This is a genomic window from Hansschlegelia zhihuaiae (genome assembly GCF_004103825.1).
Taxonomy (GTDB): Bacteria; Pseudomonadota; Alphaproteobacteria; order Rhizobiales; family Methylopilaceae; genus Methylopila; species Methylopila zhihuaiae.
This window is the reverse complement of sequence record NZ_RYFI01000011.1, coordinates 33,158-51,084: the sequence shown is the minus strand read 5'-3', so window position 1 is coordinate 51,084 and position 17,927 is coordinate 33,158. Positions and strand designations below refer to the sequence as shown.

15 protein-coding genes, 1 tRNA gene and 2 pseudogenes are annotated in these 17,927 nt (G+C 66.5%); 7 read left to right on the top strand and 11 right to left on the bottom strand.

The window, feature by feature from the left end; all coding sequences use genetic code 11:
• The gene (locus EK403_RS12355; protein WP_128777793.1) at positions 1-402 is read right to left on the bottom strand and encodes a hypothetical protein; all 402 of its coding nucleotides are present in this window, start codon (positions 400-402) and stop codon (positions 1-3) included.
• Positions 403-497: 95 nt separating this feature from the next.
• The gene (locus EK403_RS22715; protein ID WP_206659536.1) at positions 498-749 is read right to left on the bottom strand and encodes a MerR family transcriptional regulator; all 252 of its coding nucleotides are present in this window, start codon (positions 747-749) and stop codon (positions 498-500) included.
• Here EK403_RS22715 and EK403_RS23170 point away from each other — a divergent pair.
• From EK403_RS23170 to EK403_RS23165, 3 genes and pseudogenes are all read left to right on the top strand, one after another.
• Positions 724-907, top strand: a pseudogene (locus EK403_RS23170) (hypothetical protein); the annotation flags it as partial. The gene EK403_RS22715 and the pseudogene EK403_RS23170 sit on opposite strands and share 26 nt — an antisense overlap.
• Before the next feature lie 678 nt (positions 908-1,585).
• Positions 1,586-1,843 (top strand): annotated as a pseudogene (locus tag EK403_RS12340) (arsenical resistance protein ArsH); the annotation flags it as partial.
• Positions 1,844-1,846: 3 nt separating this feature from the next.
• Positions 1,847-2,377 (top strand): MFS transporter, encoded by a 531-nt coding sequence (locus tag EK403_RS23165; protein WP_245479672.1) that lies wholly within the window; start codon positions 1,847-1,849, stop codon positions 2,375-2,377.
• Positions 2,378-2,398: 21 nt separating this feature from the next.
• Here the strand turns inward: EK403_RS23165 and EK403_RS23160 are convergent, their stop codons facing one another.
• Entirely contained in the window at positions 2,399-2,674 is a 276-nt protein-coding gene (locus EK403_RS23160; protein ID WP_245479671.1) for a hypothetical protein, read from the bottom strand.
• 47 nt (positions 2,675-2,721) lie between these two features.
• On the opposite strand from EK403_RS23160, the gene EK403_RS23155 reads away from it, so the two are divergent.
• Both EK403_RS23155 and EK403_RS12330 read left to right on the top strand, forming a co-directional pair.
• Positions 2,722-2,880: a hypothetical protein gene (locus tag EK403_RS23155; protein ID WP_245479670.1), complete on the top strand. Its 159-nt coding sequence runs from the start codon at positions 2,722-2,724 to the stop codon at positions 2,878-2,880.
• A 547-nt stretch (positions 2,881-3,427) separates the two neighbouring features.
• Positions 3,428-3,994: a recombinase family protein gene (locus EK403_RS12330; RefSeq protein ID WP_128777792.1), complete on the top strand. Its 567-nt coding sequence runs from the start codon at positions 3,428-3,430 to the stop codon at positions 3,992-3,994.
• 4 nt (positions 3,995-3,998) lie between these two features.
• Here EK403_RS12330 and EK403_RS12325 read toward each other — a convergent pair whose 3' ends face one another.
• Together EK403_RS12325 and EK403_RS12320 are read right to left on the bottom strand one after the other, a co-directional pair.
• Entirely contained in the window at positions 3,999-7,841 is a 3,843-nt protein-coding gene (locus EK403_RS12325; RefSeq protein WP_164919585.1) for an AAA family ATPase, read from the bottom strand.
• A gap of 248 nt (positions 7,842-8,089) precedes the next feature.
• Positions 8,090-8,164 (bottom strand) — tRNA-Gln (locus EK403_RS12320).
• Between the two features lie 94 nt (positions 8,165-8,258).
• Here EK403_RS12320 and EK403_RS12315 point away from each other — a divergent pair.
• Positions 8,259-9,173, top strand: coding sequence for an MBL fold metallo-hydrolase (locus EK403_RS12315; RefSeq protein WP_128777790.1), 915 nt, complete (start codon positions 8,259-8,261; stop codon positions 9,171-9,173).
• 6 nt (positions 9,174-9,179) lie between these two features.
• Here the strand turns inward: EK403_RS12315 and EK403_RS12310 are convergent, their stop codons facing one another.
• From EK403_RS12310 to EK403_RS23630, 5 genes are all read right to left on the bottom strand, one after another.
• Positions 9,180-9,971: a DUF1499 domain-containing protein gene (locus EK403_RS12310; RefSeq protein WP_128777789.1), complete on the bottom strand. Its 792-nt coding sequence runs from the start codon at positions 9,969-9,971 to the stop codon at positions 9,180-9,182.
• Entirely contained in the window at positions 9,968-11,110 is a 1,143-nt protein-coding gene (locus EK403_RS12305) for a M48 family metallopeptidase (protein WP_128777788.1), read from the bottom strand. Before EK403_RS12305 ends, EK403_RS12310 begins: the two co-directional genes overlap by 4 nt.
• Positions 11,111-11,120: 10 nt before the next feature.
• A complete protein-coding gene (locus EK403_RS12300) occupies positions 11,121-12,347 on the bottom strand; it encodes a DUF898 family protein (protein ID WP_128777787.1) in 1,227 nt (408 codons plus the stop codon).
• Positions 12,348-12,443: 96 nt separating this feature from the next.
• On the bottom strand, positions 12,444-13,826 hold the full coding sequence (locus EK403_RS12295; RefSeq protein ID WP_128777786.1) for an aminotransferase: 1,383 nt from the start codon (positions 13,824-13,826) through the stop codon (positions 12,444-12,446).
• A 35-nt stretch (positions 13,827-13,861) separates the two neighbouring features.
• A complete protein-coding gene (locus tag EK403_RS23630; RefSeq protein ID WP_128777785.1) occupies positions 13,862-15,343 on the bottom strand; it encodes an extensin family protein in 1,482 nt (493 codons plus the stop codon).
• Positions 15,344-15,480: 137 nt separating this feature from the next.
• Between EK403_RS23630 and dxs the strand changes: the two genes are divergently transcribed.
• A complete protein-coding gene (gene dxs / locus EK403_RS12285; protein WP_128777784.1) occupies positions 15,481-17,400 on the top strand; it encodes a 1-deoxy-D-xylulose-5-phosphate synthase in 1,920 nt (639 codons plus the stop codon).
• Here the strand turns inward: dxs and EK403_RS12280 are convergent.
• Positions 17,397-17,870 carry a MarR family winged helix-turn-helix transcriptional regulator gene (locus EK403_RS12280; protein ID WP_245479669.1) on the bottom strand — a complete coding sequence of 158 codons (474 nt, stop codon included), beginning with the start codon at positions 17,868-17,870 and terminating at the stop codon, positions 17,397-17,399. The two genes, dxs and EK403_RS12280, sit on opposite strands and share 4 nt — an antisense overlap.
• Positions 17,871-17,927 lie beyond the last annotated feature (57 nt).

The following is a 17,927-nucleotide window of genomic DNA, read 5'->3' as shown; positions in this document are numbered from 1 at the left end:
TCAGGCTCGGGGAGGAGGAAGATCGACCAGCGGCTCTCGTCCCGCAGCCGAGGGCACAGAGGACCATGAAGGGGACGAGGCCAATGCGTTCGGAGCGGCAGCAAGATAGCGCATCGGCTCGGGAATGGTCGCGCAGCCATGGCATCCGTGGCCGACCACCTGGCCGTTCAAGTCCACATCGCCGGACTGGCCATCGACGTGGATGCCGGAATGGTCAGTCGAGATCCCCTCGAAAGCGTCGGCCGAGACCGCATACGAGAGCGCCGACTCGATGGTGACGTGGCCCGCGAAGCTGCGCTCGACGGCGTCGCCAACGCCGAAGACGACCAAGCAAAAGGCGACCGCAACCCGGACACAGACGCGCCAAGCATGCGTTGATCTTGCCTTCGACAGAACGTCCATGCTGCAACGCATCCGTGGAAACAGGGGTCGGTGTCAAGCGCCATGGCCGCCACGACTCCGCGATCGGATGGTGACCGCGAGCCGTCAACGTGTCCTTAACCCACCTTTGCGGGCAGTCCGTCTTGAGGCGAAAGAACCTCGATGATCCGGCAGTCGCGGACCGCCCCGTGACCGCATTGACGCACCATGCCGCGGAGCTCGTCGCGCAGCACAGCAAGGTCAACGATCTTGCGCGCGACCTCGGTGAGGTGGCTTCGGGGGCCGCCGTGCTGCCAGCAGCCGGATGTGCTCGTAGTAGCGGACGGTGGCTGAGCTTGTGGCCTGTCCCGGGCGACGATGTCGAACATCTAAACCAATGTCTCGCTGGCGCTCGGCCTGAAGGGCGCGTTTCTGGTCGCGACCCTCCTCGGCTTTACGCCGCTCTGGATGGCGATCTTTTGCCGACACGGTGCTGGTAACCGCCAACGCGCTCCGGCTGCTTCGTGTCCTCGTTGACGCTCCATGACGCTGGAAGCTTATGAGTGATCTTGAGGGCCTTCTGGATGGGAGACATAGCTTCGCCTACCAGGGCGAAGACCATGCCTCCCGAGACGACCTTCTGGCCTGGGTCCCGTTCACACACCGCCGATCACTCCTTGTCCCGTAGTAGGTGGGACGAGGCCGGGGTTCCGCGGTCGGCCTCGAAGGAGCGGGCTTCTCCCCTTTCGGGGCGAAACGCCGTGCCAGTCGCCACGGCGGCAGCTTCTGGCCTTAGCTGGGGTCCGCGCGAGCGGTTTCCCCTTCCTGACGCCCTCGCGGCGCCTTCCCCCTTGCCAAGGGGCGTCTTTTCTCGGGGTTTGGCTCACCACGACGTGGTCGTCGAGCGAGGCCGAAAGGGCATGACGATCGTTGGGTCGAGCGATCTAAACTGAGATCATTTGCTCTAGTCAGCCATTCTCCCATGCGGCGGTCCGCAACGACAACAGAAATACTTGCTTCTGAAATTGAAAAAATCGTTGATCTTTCCGATCCAACACAAAGCCGCCGTAATGTAGTCGATCTCCTTGTTCTACGCGGCGCTGGGAAGCCCCCGCTGCAGCGCGCCGACACGGGCGGCCGTTCTCTCGTGCCGGGTCAGAGGCTGAACGTCCTCGCCGGGGATCTCGTAGGCCGCGGCGCGCTTCACTAAGAGGAGGCGCTGGGGCGCGTGCTCGGCCTCTGGATGCGGATGGTCACCATCCCCAACCAGTCGTCGGTGGCGAAGGCCTTCCAGGAGTTCGACGAGGACGGTCGGATGAAGCCGTCGCCCTACTACGACCGGGTGGTCGACGTGATGGAGGAGCTGGTTAAGTTCACCTGGCTCACGCGGGACCTGTCGGATCACCTCACCGACCGCTACAGCGAGCGCAGGGAGAGCGCCGCGGCGCTCGAAGCGCGGGTGAACCTCAAGCAGGCCGTCTAGGGCGTGAGCGGGGCCTCGACGCCGCCGGGCGGCAGGATCGCGGTCCCGCTGCTCGGGGTCGCGCAGATCCTGTCGTGGGGCTCAAGCTTCTACCTGCTCGCCGTGCTCGCGACCCCGATGTCCATCGATACGGGATGGCCGATCGCGTGGGTGGTCGGCGGCGGGTCGGTCGGGCTGCTCTGTGCCGGGATCGTGTCGCCCTTCGTAGGCCGGATGATCGACAGCTTCGGCGGGCGGCCGACAATGGCAGCGGGGTCGCTCCTGATGGGCGCCGGGCTCGCCGCGGTCGGCTCCTCGACCGGGCTTGTGAGCTATCTCCTCGGCTGGGTCGTCCTCGGTGTCGGCATGGGCGCCGGGCTCTACGACGCGGCGTTCTCGACGCTCGGCCGGATCTTCGGGGCGTCGGCGCGGTGCGCCATCACCAATCTCACCCTGTTCGGCGGCTACGCCAGCACTGTCTGCTGGCCCCTGACCGCTCTCGCCGTCGAACACATCGGCTGGCGTGGGGCCTGCTTCGCCTACGCCGCCGCGTAGGTGTTCGTGATGGCCCCGGCGCTACTTGTCCTGCTGCCGCGGGAAGCGCGGAAGGCTCCAGCGGCGGACGACACCACGACCAACCACCGGTCGCCCCCCGGCGAGCGCGGGTCGTTCCTGCTGCTGGCTGCGATCCTGATGGCGAATGGCGCGGTCCAGACGGTGTCGGTGCACCTGCTTACGATCCCGCAAAATCAGGGCATGGCGCTCGCCGCCGCCGTCGCGGTCGGCGCTCTGATCGGGCCGTCGCAGGTCGGGGCTCGCGTGGTCGAGATGCTGGTCGGCGACCGGTTCCACCCCACCGTGACGCTTGCCTGCGCGGCGGGCTGGTCGCTGTCGGCGTCATGCTGCTCGCGCTCGGGGCGGCGCCGGCGGCTGTCGCGGTCGTGCTGTATGCGGCTGGGAACGGCGTGTGGTCGATCGCCCGCGGCACGGTCCCGCTCGCGCTGTTCAGCGCTGCGCGCTACCCGGTGGTGATGGGCGGCTGGCGGCGCCCAACCTGATCAGGCGGTCGGCCGCGCCCTTCGCCGCCGGCCTCGCGCTGACCGCCCTCGAGCCCCGGATCGTGCTGGTCGCGCTGGCGGTCGCCGCGGCGGGCAACGCCCTGCTGGCCCTCGTGCTCATGTTCCGCGCCGGTCGATCGCTCGGGTCCCGAGGACGCGCGACGTAGGCGACGCAAAGAGAGCGAAGTTCCGCACCCGCGAGGGTATCGCGGATGCCCGAGAACTTTTTTTGGCCAAGAGGATCCAAGGATCAGAGTCGACGCGTGGGCGCCCACTTTTCGAAAACGCCGTTTTCGATGAGACTCGCATGCTACTCGACCTACACTCGGGACTAACCAAAATGGTTGTCGGCTAGATCCAAGGATGAACTCTGGGGCAACAGGACCCATACTCGAACCCCATCAAGCATATTAAATTTTTCTAGGACTTCGACCTCCGCACCATTTGTCTGACTCTCTCCTGCGAATGTCAAAAGGACTACCTTTTGCAACCATTCCGGGAGCGTGCTAGATCAGTAACTTAAAGTTTGCAAAAGGGTCGTTGCAGAATGTCGCGCACCATCGGCTACGTCAGGGTCAGCACGGTCGATCAGGACCCAGCTCTCCAACGCAATGCGCTTGCAGACATCGGCGTCACCGAAATTTTCAGCGACACCACCTCCGGCGCCAACCCGAAGCGACCCGGGCTCAAGAACGCTCTCGCTGCACTGGAGAAGGGCGACACGTTGATCGTTTGGCGTCTCGACCGGCTGGGTCGCAGCATGAGGCAATTGGTAGACACCGCCGACGAGATCCAATACAAGGGCGCACACTTGAAGAGCGTCACCGAAACGATAGACACAGCCACCGCGGGTGGAAGGGTTTTGTTCCACGTTTTAGGTGCGCTAGCCGAATTCGAGCGCGAATCGATCAAAGAGCGCGTCGTCGCAGGCATGATGGCAGCGAAGCGCGACGGGCGGCATGTTGGGCGCCCCCAGCTCATGACTCCAGACAGAGTAGCCCTCGCTCGCGAGCAACTCACTCAGGGTCGCAGCTGGGCTGAGGTTGCGCGGCTCTTCAGCATTTCGCCTTCGACCTTGTCACGCGCCTTACAAAGACATCTCTCCTCTGGCTAATCCGTTAGGGCCTTTCGAAAAGAATGCCGTGGACGGGCCATACTTCCTTAAGATCGGTCATCTGCCCGGTCTCATAGGTGAGGACGACTGGGGGGAAGTCGCCGCTGATTTCGAGACTTTCCAGCACGACGGTATTTGCCTCACCTCGTCGCAAACGTTTGAAATAGCGGGCATCGTTGCCGTCACCAGCGATGACTGGCCGCCCCTCCAGCCGCGTTAGCGCGTGGGTCGGCGATACCGCGTCGCCGATCATCAGCATTTGCCCATCAAGAGCTATAGGCTCAGCACTCTGGCCAGACACCTCGACTAGTCCCTTGATCTCTATCGCGAAGCGTTGGAGAGCACTTTCGCCGCCGCAGTCGCCGACTTCTGCTTCTCCGACTGAGTTAATGTGATTGTAATCGAATAGAACGCCGATTATCTTGTGGAGCTCGAGCGTAGATCTTTTGATAACAATCGGTTGAGATATTTTCCTTGGATTGACAGAGTGTGCCGTCAATACTGCAATGTCGCTGTGATTATCTGCGATCTCAAAGCGACGTGCGACCACACGTGCCTCGCAGCGAGCAACAACGAGGGACTTGGGCGAAATATCGCCAATCTCTCGGACGAGCAGGACGTCTCCAGTTCGCGCAACGGGCTCGATCGTCGGTGCTAGCAGTCTGAAAGCAAAGTGACGTCCAAGCACAAGTGGGCTCGAGCTCGAAGCATTCAGGTCGAGGTCGACACGGCCGTCTGCCGCCAATCCACCGCTTAACGCTGCTGCACGGCCACGCAGCGGGAAGCGCAGCAGGTTCTTGACCTTATCGGTGTATCCCTCTGGAAGATCGCAAGCTGGATCATTAGCATGCAGTGCCCTAAGCCCACCGTGGATTAGGAAGTGATCTCGCGCGAGGCTGAAGGAGCGTCTCAAGGCCGGCTCAAGTTTGCCTCGCCAATGCGCTTCTACAACAGTCGCTTCAGCCATCGCTAAAGTAGTGCGGCCGGCATGATGCGACATCTCAAGGAACTTGATTGCGTCAATTCCCTGGTCGAGCCTCCCAACAAGAGTATGGAATTCTGACTTATCCCAAGGGGCGAGTTTCGCGGCATGCAGCTCGCGCACCTTGTCCCGCGCTTTTCCCATAACGAAACCATGGGTCACCCAGGCAACATCGGCAGCGTGACCTCTCAACATCAAACGCATGAGGCCCTCGACGTAGACGCGGACGTCGCTGATGTAGACTTGCGCCGCGGCCGGTGTGTTCTCAGTCTGCGTCTTCGCCCACCTTCGTTCCAACGCGGCACCCTCGAACACGCCAATGTGCCCAATTTCCGGGCCGGCAGATACAATAATCCCTTCTCGCCCGACAATGCCATGAACGTTCTTTACAAGTTCGACGAATATTTCATCGTGAGTAACTAAAATAACTTGAATTGGTGTTGTTGCCTGCTGAAGCGAAACAATTTCCATCGCCCAACGCAATCGATGTTCGGCATCAAAAGTTGCTTGCGGATCGTCAAGAATGAGTAGCGGAAGCGGGTCACTGCCGATCTGCTTCACAGCCTCGGCGCGCAGCGCGAACAGAAATGCCCAGAGCACCGCGCGGAGCCATGACGTATTCGCCACCAGCGTCGCGTCAATCTTAATGGAGGGGACGAAGCCGCCATGAACTTGAAGCCCGAGTTTCTTCTGTAAGTCAGCTCCCTTAAAAGAAAATCGCTCAGACTCGTGCATTCGTTCTAGTATTGCAGCGATCTCTCCGGACAACGTGTGGATCGCCAGGCGTGCTTGAGCTTCAGCTAAGACGCCGAGGCGCTTCAGCGGCGTGAGGCTCTCTACGATAGACTCGCGCTCGTTCTGGGCTTTCTGATATCTGTCTGTATCCCGGCCAGAGATCCAAGCTCTTCCTAACGCGTCAGCAGCAGAGCGATAGGGTTCGGCCTCGCTGATTGCGCCCGAGAGCCTCGACAGATGTTGAGCCAATGTCTCCTTGGGCGCGTCATCTCCGCTGGTGTCGTCATAAGTCGATGACGATCCGACACCGCCATCTAAAGCTTGCTCCCACCAGAGTTTCCATGCTTGGGAATTATCGATGAACCATTTCTCGAGCGAGATCAGTCGAAGAGCCGCTGCGATTTCTATGCGAACTGTGTCGGCCGCGGTTGGGTCGTTGGGGGCGCTGGCTAAATAAACGAGTTCGGGCTGCGGCGCGGCCTCGAATGCTTCAATCGATAAGCGAACGAACGTTGCTAGCGTGCTTTTAACGCGTGGCTTGTCGATTAGGCGCGCTTTGAGGTCGGCTAGCATGCTTTCGCGAGGAGCAAGCGATGCGAACTCGGCAAGCCGCGATCTTATTTCAGCCGGTAGAGCTGATGTCAGGCGCGCTCGAATGGCATTGAGGTTATCAGTGAGCTGCCGTGTCGCAGCTTCTCCGCTTCGACGCAGAGCTTCCATCTCCGCCCGCAGGGCCGCGTCGTCCAGTATCTTCTCGCATAGGGGACAATCAGTAAGCTCGTGCCCGCCCTTATGCGTTTCGTGCCAATGCGCGGCCAGCGCTTTGAGCTGCAATCTTGTATCACTCTGTGTTCTCGCATCGAGGTCAACGGCCTCTGCTAACGCTGACTCAGCAGTAGTTGCTGCGTTCTGAACTTGCGTCCTAGCCTCTCCGGCCAGTGCTGATCTCAGAGTCGATAATGCCTTCCAAGTTGGGATCGTATATAGCCCTGTTGCCAAATCTTCCCTTGCGATGGCGATCGCGCCGGCAACGTCGATCTGGACGTTAACCGTTCTTAGATCAAGGCCTTCGGCGAGGTCGTCACTTATCACCTGAGTTAATTCAGCTGCACGTTCGCGAAATCTTTTGCCAAGACGCGCGAAGGGGCCGTCTACGTCAGATGTATCATTTGGTTGGTATGCCGATATACTTTCTCCGGTCGGCTTTATGGCGCGCTGTGCCTCAGAAAGCGCCGCTTCGAAGAGGCTCTTGTTAGTATGAACCTGCTTTTGATTGGTCGCGAGATATTCGCGCCCTTTGTGGCAAAGGCCTTCAACAAGTGCGCCGACGTCGATCAGGTCGTCCAAACCGGTAAGCGTTTGGACCGCTTGCGTGAGTGGCGTCTGCCCTTTCTCAAAACGTATCCGCGGCATACGAGACGGCATGAGGAGGCCGGTCTCAGCGAGGACTTCGAGAGCGTTCAGCGCGGGGTCACAGTTGTAAGTGACCTCACCGCCCTCTAAGCGCCGCTCGACTAGCGCGGCAGTCCCAGCGCTATCTTGAAACGTAAGGGTGACGCGAACCAGCGGGTTTCCGACGAGACCGCTAGGTGCGTCCGGGTAGCAAGCGATCGGCGGCCATGTCCCGATCTTCCGATTGTTGCTATCGTAGACCTCTGCGCGCACGACTGGCTGTGCCGTATCGTGGTCTCGGGGGCGCTCTCCTGTCATAGCCCAGAGGATGGCCCCGATCAGGGATGACTTCCCGCTGCCGTTGGGTCCTTGAAGGATTAGACTTTCAGTGTCGAATTCGTAGCTGAATGGGGGCCCATTCCACGTGTTGAGCCCACCAAACCCTTCCGTCTCAATTTTTTGAAGGCGCCAAGGTCCGGTCTGTGCCGCCACCGCGTTTTCGCTGATGTCAGTGGCCGGGTCATCCTCTGCCGTGAAGGCGCTAGAAAGCCCGTCGATGAACTCGTCAGGAAGCCCCTTGGCATCTCGAACCGATGACCCTGCGAGATAGGCGAGCAAGCGCCTCTGAGCGGCTTCTTTCAGTTCTATGGCTTCGCGTTTCCCATCAGCGTTTGTCCATTCCACCTTTCTGCCAGCTAGCAGGGCGCGCTGGATCTCGAGCTTGGTCAGTCGGTTCATTGTCGCTACCCCGAAAAGCGCACATGGCGCTTCGGAGACGCATGCTAGGTTGCAATGGCCGTTGTTCAAGCGCACTACGCGCGGTCGCTGGGGGTAACTCAATGACCGTGGACGCCCGCCATAAACAAGCAGGCGCTGCAAACCTCGAGCGCGTCTCACGGTCGAGGCCCGTAACATACGGGCATGTGTTACGGATAATCTCGCAAAAAAAAGTTGAAACTTGTGTTAGATCAATGACTTAAAAAGTCTGGCTGGGGCGGGAGGATTCGAACCTCCGCATGGGGGAATCAAAATCCCCTGCCTTACCGCTTGGCTACGCCCCAAGGCCGGCTTGTCGCCGCCCGCGGCGATGGATAGCCGTGGGCGGGCGGGGCCGCAACCGGGCTTGATCGACCCGACCCCAAGCGAGAGAGCGCGATGGCCGAGGAACTCGTCTTCGACAGGACGGCCGACGCGGCGCCGGGGGAGGTCGCCGAGGTCGCGCCGCTGGTTCGTCGGATCGTCGCCCCGAACCCGTCGCCCTTCACCTTCACTGGCACTGCGAGCTACCTCGTCGGGCGCGGCAAAGTCGCGATCGTCGATCCGGGCCCCGACGATCCCGCGCATCTCGCCCGGCTTCTGGCCGCCGTGCGCGGAGAGACGGTGAGCCACATCGTGGTCACCCACACCCACAGGGACCACAGCGCGGGCGTCTCCGCCGCAGCCGCCGCGACGGGGGCGCCGGTCGTGGGCTGCGGCGCGCATCGCCGCTTCCGGCCCGCGCAGGACGGCGAGTCCGCCCCCCTCGAGGCCGGCGCCGATCCCGGCCATCGTCCCGACGTCGAGCTCCGGGAGGGTGAGGGCGTCGCGGGGCCGGGCTGGTCGCTGGTCGCCGTCGAGACCCCCGGGCACACGGCCAATCATCTGGCGTTCGCGCTTCCCGAAGCGCGGCTCGTCTTCTCCGGCGACCATGTGATGGCGTGGTCGACCACCGTGGTCGCGCCGCCCGACGGAGCCATGGGCCCGTATGTCGCCTCGCTTCGGAAGCTGATCGCGCGCGACGAGGACCTTTATCTGCCGGGCCACGGCCCGGCGCTCCGGAACGCGCGCTCGTTCACGCGCCACCTGCTCGGCCACCGGCTGATGCGCGAGGCCGCGATCCGCGAACGGCTCCGCGTCGGCCCGCAGCGTGTGACGGAACTCGTCGCCGAACTCTATCGCGGCCTCGATCCGAGCCTCAGGCGCGCCGCAGGTCTGTCGGTGTTCGCCCACCTCGAGGATCTGGTGGCGCGCGGCGAGGCGGCGACCGAGGGGCCGCCGCGGATCGACGGCCTGTTCCGTGGCGCGGGCTGAGCCGTCTCAGGGCGCGGCGTTGGCCGCGGCGGTCAGGTCGGCGAGGAAACTCTGGATCCGCGCGGCGTTCGCTCCGAAATCGGCGTCTCCGACGCGCGACGCCGACCGCATGTCGACCCGCGACCCCTCGGCGTCGGGGCGCACGCGGATCACGACGTCGCTCTCGAGGCCGAGCACCGGGCTGCGCGCCACGGCCTCGATCCGGCCGGTCGGCCCGCCGCCGCGCGGGAAGGAGGTGCGGCCGATCACCCGCCATTCGCGGTCGTCCACCAGCCCCGCCGCGAGATTGGCGATCTCCTCGGGCGGCAGCGCGAGCCTGAGCGGCGCGAGGTCGGGATAGGCGTCGCGCTGGGCGGCGGCCTGCTCGGGCGGGATGAGCGCCGGCGGGACCGGGTTGTCGCGAGGCCCGCGGTCGCGGGCGGCCCGCTCGAAGCGCGGCGGGTCGGCGAGGTCGGTGGTCACGTCGTTGATGCGCGGCGCGCCGAAGTTCGATCCGACCACATAGGCCGGGCCGCCGAGCACTATGGCGGCGAGCGCGATCGCGAGGAAGGCGCGGACGCCACCCGTCCGTCCTGTCTTCCAGACCACGACGAGCGCGACGACGCCGATCACCGCCGCCGCGCCGGCCAGCGCGAAGCCCGACAGCAGGGCCGAATAGGCCGCCGACGCCTCGACCGCCCGCAACCGCAGCAGGATCAGGGCGTAAAGGCACACGATCGCGGAGAACGCCGACAATCCGATCGCGAGGCCGGCGATCCGGGAGCGCGGGGCGGGGGGAAGGCGGGGATCGAAGGTCACGAATCGGGCCCGCAGATTCGCTTGAGGGCGAGGAAGTCGGCGTCGTCCATCACCGGCGCCGCCGGCCCGTCGCCTGCGATGGCGTCGATCGCCTGGCGGCGCTCGCCGGTCGCTGGATGCGACTGGACCCAGCGTTCGATCGTCTGCGCGCCGGAGCGCCCGCCGTTGTCGGGCTCGCTATCCGCCTCCTCGTCCGTGAGACGGGTGAGCATCTCGCCGAGCGCCCGCGGATCGCCGCCAAGCCGCCTCATGAGCGCGACCGAATAGGCGTCGGCGTCGGTCTCGGCGGCGCGCGAATAGGACGCCTCGCTCAGCACCCGCAACACCGCGATCGCGGCCGTGCCGCCGACGAAGTCGCCCAGGACGAAACCGAACAGCAGCGACGCCCCGCCGGCCTGGAGCGCGTGGCGCGTGCCGTCGCGGTTCGCGGCGTGGCCGACCTCATGGGCGAGCACCGCGGCGATCTCGTCGCCGCGCGCCGCGTGCTGGATGAGGCCGTCGAAGAGGTAGATCATGCCTCCGGGCAGCGCGAGCGCGTTCACGAAATCGCTCCGGACCGCGACGATCTCGATCGGGACGGGCAGGGCGGCGGCGTCCGACAGCCGCCTGGCGAGCCGGTCGAGGGCCTCGCGTCCAGGCCGCTCTTCGGAGCCTTCGCCGCAGGCGAAGGGGCCGGGCCGGGTTTCTATGAAGCCGCGGATCTGGCGGTCGGCTTCGCGGCCCATGCGCTGGTCGACGCTCCAGGGCAGCAGCGGCGTCAGGCGTTCGGCGAGCGCCGGAATTCCATAGAGCCCGAACAGCGTGAGGGAGACGACCGCGGCGAGGCTCCAGAGCACGACCTTGCGCGCGGTTCCGGCCTCGGCGGCGTGGGAGGCGCTGAGCTTCGGCGCGGCGGCGCGAACCGCCGCGGCGAGCGCGGCGTCGGCGATCTCGAGGCGAGCGAGCGCCGGGCCGCCCTCGCGCGTGAGCCGGAGCGCGCCGGGCCGCGAGGCGAGGGCGCGGACCTCGTCGAGCGGCCAGGAATCGAGCCGCGCGCCGTCGGGCCGGATGATGAGCAGCGCGTCCGAGAGCGCGACATGGACGTGCTGCCGGCGGCTGGTCAGCCCGTCGAAGAACACCGCGGCTCCGTTTGCGGCCACGCCGGACGCCTCAGAACCCGCCAAAGTCGAGCGCGTCCGCGACGCCCTCGCCGAAGGCGTTGGCGGGCGGCTCCGTCGACTGGTTGGCCATGAGAGCCGCGAGGCCGCGGATCTCGACGCTCTCGAGCGACTTCCGCCAGATCGGCCGCACCACGAAGAGCTGCCAGAGCGCCGCGAAGATGAGGCCGACGACGAAATAGAACGCCGCGGCGCTCGCCATGAGCGCGACCTGGCCAGCGCCCGCCAACTCCGGCGACAGGCTTTCGGTCCCGGAGCCCGCGATCAACGCGGCCGCGACCACGAGGACCGCGATTCCAAGGCCGAACAGCAGCAGGATGCCGGCATAGCCGAGATAGACCTTGAAGAAGGCGAACAGCCCGAGATCGCAGCCGACGGTCGCGTGGCCGATGCTGCAGCCGTTCGCCCACCAGCGATATTCGATCGCCTGAAGGAGCGGGAGGATGAGGACCAGCATGATCAGCGACAGGCCGATCGCGCCGCCGGCGGCGAACGGATGACCCGCCGCCTCGGCCGGAGCCGCTTCGCCGGAGGCGGCTGCAAGCAGCCCCAGGCTTGCGACGGCCAGCCCAAGGACCAGGATCGCGACCAGCCAGAGCAAGATTCCGCGCTTGAACAGCTGTCCGGCGGTCGCCGAGAATTCGCCCTTCTGGTCGCCGAACCAAGTGTTGGTCATCTTGTAGCGTTCGAGGCTCGTCCGCATCCACGGATAGGCGAGGCCGAGCGTCAGCAGCGTCACGATCCCCCAGCCGAGCGAGCGGCCCGCATAGGCCCAGCCGGAGCCGGATTGCTGGAAGCGGACGCCGCGCCAGATCGTGCGCGTCAGCCGGTAGCGCCGCGCGCGGAACAAAGCGTACTGGGCGAGGAAGAACAGGCCGACGGTCGAGCCGTATTGCAGCAGGACCGCGCCGATCGGCCCGGTGGCGAGCCCGAGGAGGAAGAGCGCCGTGTAAAACGGGACGAGCGCCGCGACCGCGATCAGGAAGCCGATGAACAGCTCGACGCCGCGCCCGGTATATTCGAAGGCGTCGCCGTCGAGTTCGGAATTCTCCCACAGGAAGCGGCGGACCTGCGTCACATACCAGAAGCGGTAGACGCCGAGCGTCAGCAGCGTCAGCGCGAGGCCCTTGAACACCACCGGGAACATTGCGCGCGCCGAGCCGTGGAAGCCCGGGCGGACCGCAGCCCCGCCGCCGTGACCGAAAGTCGAGACGTCCACGCCGATCCCCTGTCGCGCCCGCCGGTCAGATTCGGACCGGAGCGCATGGCCCGTTAGAGCATGGCCCCGCGCCGGAGGCGAGACGCGCGGGACCGCTCACGCCGCCTCGCGCGCGCCCTCTCGGGTCGCCCACTCCTCGGCGCGGTCGAGCGCCCGGGCGAGGCGATCGAACAGTTCGTCGATCTCCGCCTCGCTGATCACCAGCGGCGGGCAGATCGACACCGCCTCGCCGATCGCGCGCACGATCAGCCCCTCGTCCTGTGCGAGCGCCACCGCCTTCGCAGCCGCCGCCCGTCTGGCGTCGAAGGACCGCTTGGTCCGCTTGTCGGCCACAAGCTCGACCGCGCCCACGAGCCCGATCCCGCGGGCCTCGCCGACGATCGGGTGGTCGGCGAGCGCCTTCAGGCGGCGCTGGAACTGCGGGATGATGGCGCGGACATGCGAGAACACGTCCTCTCGCTCGTAGATTTCGAGGGTCTTGAGCGCGACAGCGGCCGCGACCGGATGGCCCGAATAGGTGAAGCCGTGGCCGAACACGCCGATCTTGGCGCTCTGGGCCTTCAGCGCGTCGTCGATCCAGTCCGGGATGATCACCGCGCCAAGGGGCACGTAGGAGGAGGTCAGGGCCTTGGCGACCGAGACCGTGTCGGGCGTCATGCCGAGCACGGATGAGCCGAACCATTCGCCGAGCCGCCCGAAGCCGCAGATCACCTCGTCGGCGATCAGCATGATTTCGTGCTTCTCGAGCACCGGCTGAATCGCGGCGAAATAGCCCTCGGGCGGCACGATCACGCCGCCAGCGCCCATCACCGGCTCGGCGATGAACGCCGCGACCGTCTCGGGACCTTCCGCCTCGATCTGAGCGTCGAGCTCGGCGGCGAGCCGCGCCGAGAACTCCGCCTCGCTCTCGCCCTCATGGGCGAAGCGCCAGTGATGCGGGCAGGCGGCGTGACGCACGCTCGACAGCGGCAGGTCGAAATCGATGTGGTTGTTGGGCAGGCCGGTGAGGCTGGCGCTCGCGATCGTGACGCCGTGATAGGCCTTGATGCGGGAGATTATCTTTTTCTTCCGAGGGCGTCCGAGCGCGTTGTTGACGTACCAGACGAGCTTCATCTGGGTGTCGTTGGCCTCGGATCCCGACGAGCAGAAGAAGACCTTGGCGGCCTCCATCGGCGCGATTTCCTTCAGCTTCTCCGCGAGCGCGATGGCCGGATCGTGGCTCTTGCCGGTGAAGAGATGCGCGAAGGGCAGGCGCCGCATCTGCTCGGCGGCGGCTTCGACCAGCTCCTCGCGGCCATGGCCGAGCGAATTGCACCAGAGCCCCGCCATGCCCTCGATATAGGGCTTGCCGTCGACGTCGTGGACGAACACGCCCTGGCCGCGCTCGAGGATCAGCGTGCCCTGCTCGGGCAGCGTCGCGAGGTTCGAATAGGGGTGGAGGACCGTGGCGACGTCGCGCGCCTGAAGATTTGTCAGCATCGGTCATCGCCTTTCAGTGGACGGTCCGGCGATGACTACGGAGTTTGGGCGGGCTTCGGAAGGGGCGTTTCTGGGGAGGCGGGCTTGCGCGCCTTGTCGGCGGGCGGCGCGTCGGCCTTCGGCTCTTCGTCTGCCTTGGTGCGGGGCTGCCCTTCCGCGTCCTTCTTGTCCTCCTCGGGCGCCCGGGCGACCTCCGGATCGGACCATTGGCAGAGCTTAGACTTCCCGTGGCGCGGCTGAAGGTCGATGTGGAGATGGTTCTCGTGGAAGCCGTCGGAGCCCGGCCCGAGGACCGTGTCGAAGCGCTCGCAGGCGCCGCTTTTCGCGGCCTTCGCAAGCGCTTCGGGCATGTCGCTCGCGAAGATCCCGAAGCTTTTGCCGTCCGACAGGCCGAAGCCCGACAGGTCGACGGCGTTGGCGCGGCCGTGCTCGCTCATCTTGCCGCCAGCCGCGCCGTTGCGGCCGCGGCACTGGAACGAGCCGGCGATCTCGAGCCGCTCGAGCTCTGCGCCGGAGAGCTTTGCGGCCGGCGCGACATCGTCGCGCAGATAGTCCGCGAGCGCCTTCGCCATGCCGCATCTCAGGGTCGCGGCCGGCTTGACCTTGATCTCGCCGCCGTCCTTGCGCTTGACCGCGGTCGGCGAGCCCGGCGGCCCGCCGCCGCAAACGCCCGGCCCCTCGATCGGCGGCAGCCTTTCGGCGACGGCGTAGTCGCGGTCGGCCAGCACGCCGCAGTCCGGGTCCTCGTCATGGGTGGTGACGGGGAGCGGGATGGCGGGGGGTGTCGGGCCCGGCGGCGGCTCGGGCGGCAGCGGGGCCGTCGGCTCCACGGCCGCCGTCTCCGTTCCGGGGCGGCGGGGCGGCAGCGGCACGCCTTCGGGCGCAAGGCCGCCTTCGGGAGCGAGGCCGCCCTCAGGCGAAAGACCTTCGCGCGTCGGCGCCGCGACTTCTCCGGGCGCGGCCGGCCTCACCGGAGGCAGCGGCACGTGGAGGTCGGGCGCGTCGTCACTGTCGTCGGGGGCAGGGGTGGCCGCGACGGGCTCCCGCGGGGCCGGCATGGCCAGTATCGCTAGCACATTGGCGGGCGCGGGCGCCGGCCCCTCCGGAGGCAGCAGTGGCGCCGGGTCGGGGGCGGGCGCCTGGGCGGCGACCGCGGCCCAGGCGTCGGCTTCGCGCCGCGTGTCGCCAGCGGGAAGCAGTCCGAGAGGGGCGAGACGCAACGGAAGCCGCGCGTCCATCGGATCGACGGGTTTCGGTTTCGCGGCGGCGGCCGGCGGCCGCTTCTCCTGCGCGCGTCGCGTCTTGGCAGGTTTCCTGCCGCGTGCGGGTTCGCTGCGCTTGGTTCGCTTGGTCCGCCGCTGCGGCTTCCGCTCGGTCTGCCAGGGGAAGCGGAACTGGACGGGCGTCGCGGCTGAGACGGCCTCGGCGGGACGCGGCGCGGGCTGTAGGGATTGCGCCGGCGCGGTCCAGATGACGGCGCCGACCAGCGCCGTCGCCGCCCAACCGAGGATTTTCATCGCCTGACGATATGTCGCGCAACACGGGCCGGGCAAGGCGACGGTCTCCGCCCTTTCGTCAAGGTTGCGCCGGGTTTGCGCGGCCCTCATCCCTCGTGTAACGCTCGTCGTCTCGTTTTCGAGGACGTCTCAAACCCGTGCCATCTGTTCCGTCCGTCACGCCGCTGCTCGACCGCGTGCATGTTCCGGCGGACATGCGCGCGCTGTCGGACGAGGAGCTCCGCACGCTCGCCGACGAGCTGCGCCAGGAGACGATTTCGGCTGTCTCGGTGACCGGCGGCCACCTCGGCGCGGGGCTCGGCGTCATCGAGCTCACGGTCGCGCTCCACCACGTCTTCGAGACGCCGAAGGACCGGCTGATCTGGGACGTCGGCCACCAATGCTACCCGCACAAGATCCTGACCGGTCGCCGCGATCGCATCCGCACGCTTCGCAAGGGCGACGGGCTTTCGGGCTTCACCAGGCGCGCCGAAAGCGAATACGACCCCTTCGGGGCCGGCCACTCCTCGACCTCGATCTCGGCGGGCCTCGGCATGGCGGTGGCGCGCGACCTCAAGGGCGCGGACAACCATGTCGTCGCGGTGATCGGCGACGGCGCGATGTCGGCCGGCATGGCCTATGAGGCGATGAACAACGCCGGCCATCTCGGCTCGCGGCTCGTCGTCATCCTCAACGACAACGATATGTCGATCGCCCCGCCAACCGGCGCGATGTCGGCCTATCTCGCGCGGCTGGTCTCCGGCCGCACCTATCTATCGTTCCGCGAGATCGGCCGGGGGCTCGCCAAGCGGCTGCCGAAGTTCGTCGAGCGCGGCGCCGCCCGGGCGGAGGAATACGCTCGCGGCCTCGCCATGGGCGGCACGCTGTTCGAGGAGCTCGGCTTCTACTATGTCGGCCCGATCGACGGCCACAATCTCGAACACCTGCTTCCCGTCCTGCGGAACGTGCGCGAGGCCGAGCACGGGCCGATCCTCGTCCATGTCGTGACCAAGAAGGGCAAAGGCTACGGCCCGGCCGAGGAGTCGGACGACAAGTATCACGGCGTATCGGCCTTCGACGTCGTCTCGGGCGCGCAGTCCAAGCCCAAGGCCAATGCGCCGAGCTACACCAAGGTGTTCGCCGAAAGCCTGATCCGCGAGGCCGAGGACGACGATCGCGTGGTCGCGATCACGGCCGCGATGCCCGGAGGCACCGGGCTCGATCTGTTCGGCCACGCCTTCCCGAGCCGCACGTTCGACGTCGGCATCGCCGAGCAGCACGCCGTGACCTTCGCGGCGGGCCTGGCGACCGAGGGCCTGAAGCCCTTCTGTGCGATCTATTCGACCTTCCTGCAGCGCGCCTACGACCAGGTGGTGCACGACGTCGCGATCCAGAAGCTCCCCGTGCGTTTTGCGCTCGACCGCGCCGGGCTTGTGGGCGCAGACGGCGCGACCCATGCGGGCGCCTACGACCTCTCCTATCTCGGCTGCCTGCCGGACTTCGTGCTGATGGCCCCCTCTGACGAGGCCGAACTCGTCCACATGGTCGCGACCGCCGCGGCCTATGACGAAGGCCCCTGCGCGTTCCGCTATCCGCGCGGCGAGGGGGTCGGCGTGGAACTGCCGATGCGCGGGCGCGTCCTGCCGGTCGGGCGCGGCCGCATCCTGCGGGAGGGCACGACCGTCGCGCTGCTGTCGCTCGGCACGCGCCTCGGCGCCGCGCAGGAGGCGGCCGAAGAGCTCGCGCTCAAGGGCGTATCCGCCACCGTCGCCGACGCCCGCTTCGCAAAGCCGCTCGACCGCGCGCTGATCCTCTCGCTCGCTCGCGAGCACGAGGTGCTGATCACCGTCGAGGAGGCCGCCGCGGGCGGCTTCGGCGCTTCGGTGCTCCAGCTGCTGGCGGGGGAGGGCGCGCTCGACCGCGGCCTCAAGATCCGGACGCTCGCGCTTCCAGACCAGTTCATCGAGCACGACAAGCCCGAGCGCCAGGTGGCGCAGGCGGGGCTCGACGCGCGGGCGATCACGGCCGCCGCGCTCGCCGCGCTTGGCCGCGAGGCGAGGACGGCTTTGCGGGCCTAAGGCCCGCGCGGCTCTCCGTCGCCGTTTTGCGACAGGCTCCGCAACCCGGCCCGTAGGGCTTCAGCGTCAGACTGGAGAAGCGCGCCGTCCACCTCGGCGTGCGTGCGCTCCCAGATCGGCGTCGCCGCAGCGAGCAGGGCGAGGCCCACGGGCGTCAACGTCAGCAGCCGGCCGCGCTTGTCCTCCGGATCGACCACGATCTGCAGCAAGCCTCGGCGCTCGAGAGGCTTCAGGTTCGCGGTCAGCGTCGTGCGGTCCATGGCGAGCAGGTTCGCCACCGAGCCGATCGACGGCGGTTCGGGGCGATTCAGCGACGTCAGCAGGGAAAACTGGCCGCTGGTCAGCCCGACCGGACGCAGGGCGTCGTCGAAGCGCCGCCCCAGCGCGCGCGCCGCCCGCTGCGAGGCGAGACAGAGGCAATGGTCGCGGATGTACAGGGTCGTTTCGAACGAAGTGGACCGTTCGGTCACGGCGGGTTGATCGGCGGAAGGAGCGGACGCGTTTGACATGCGCCCATTTACGTTGAT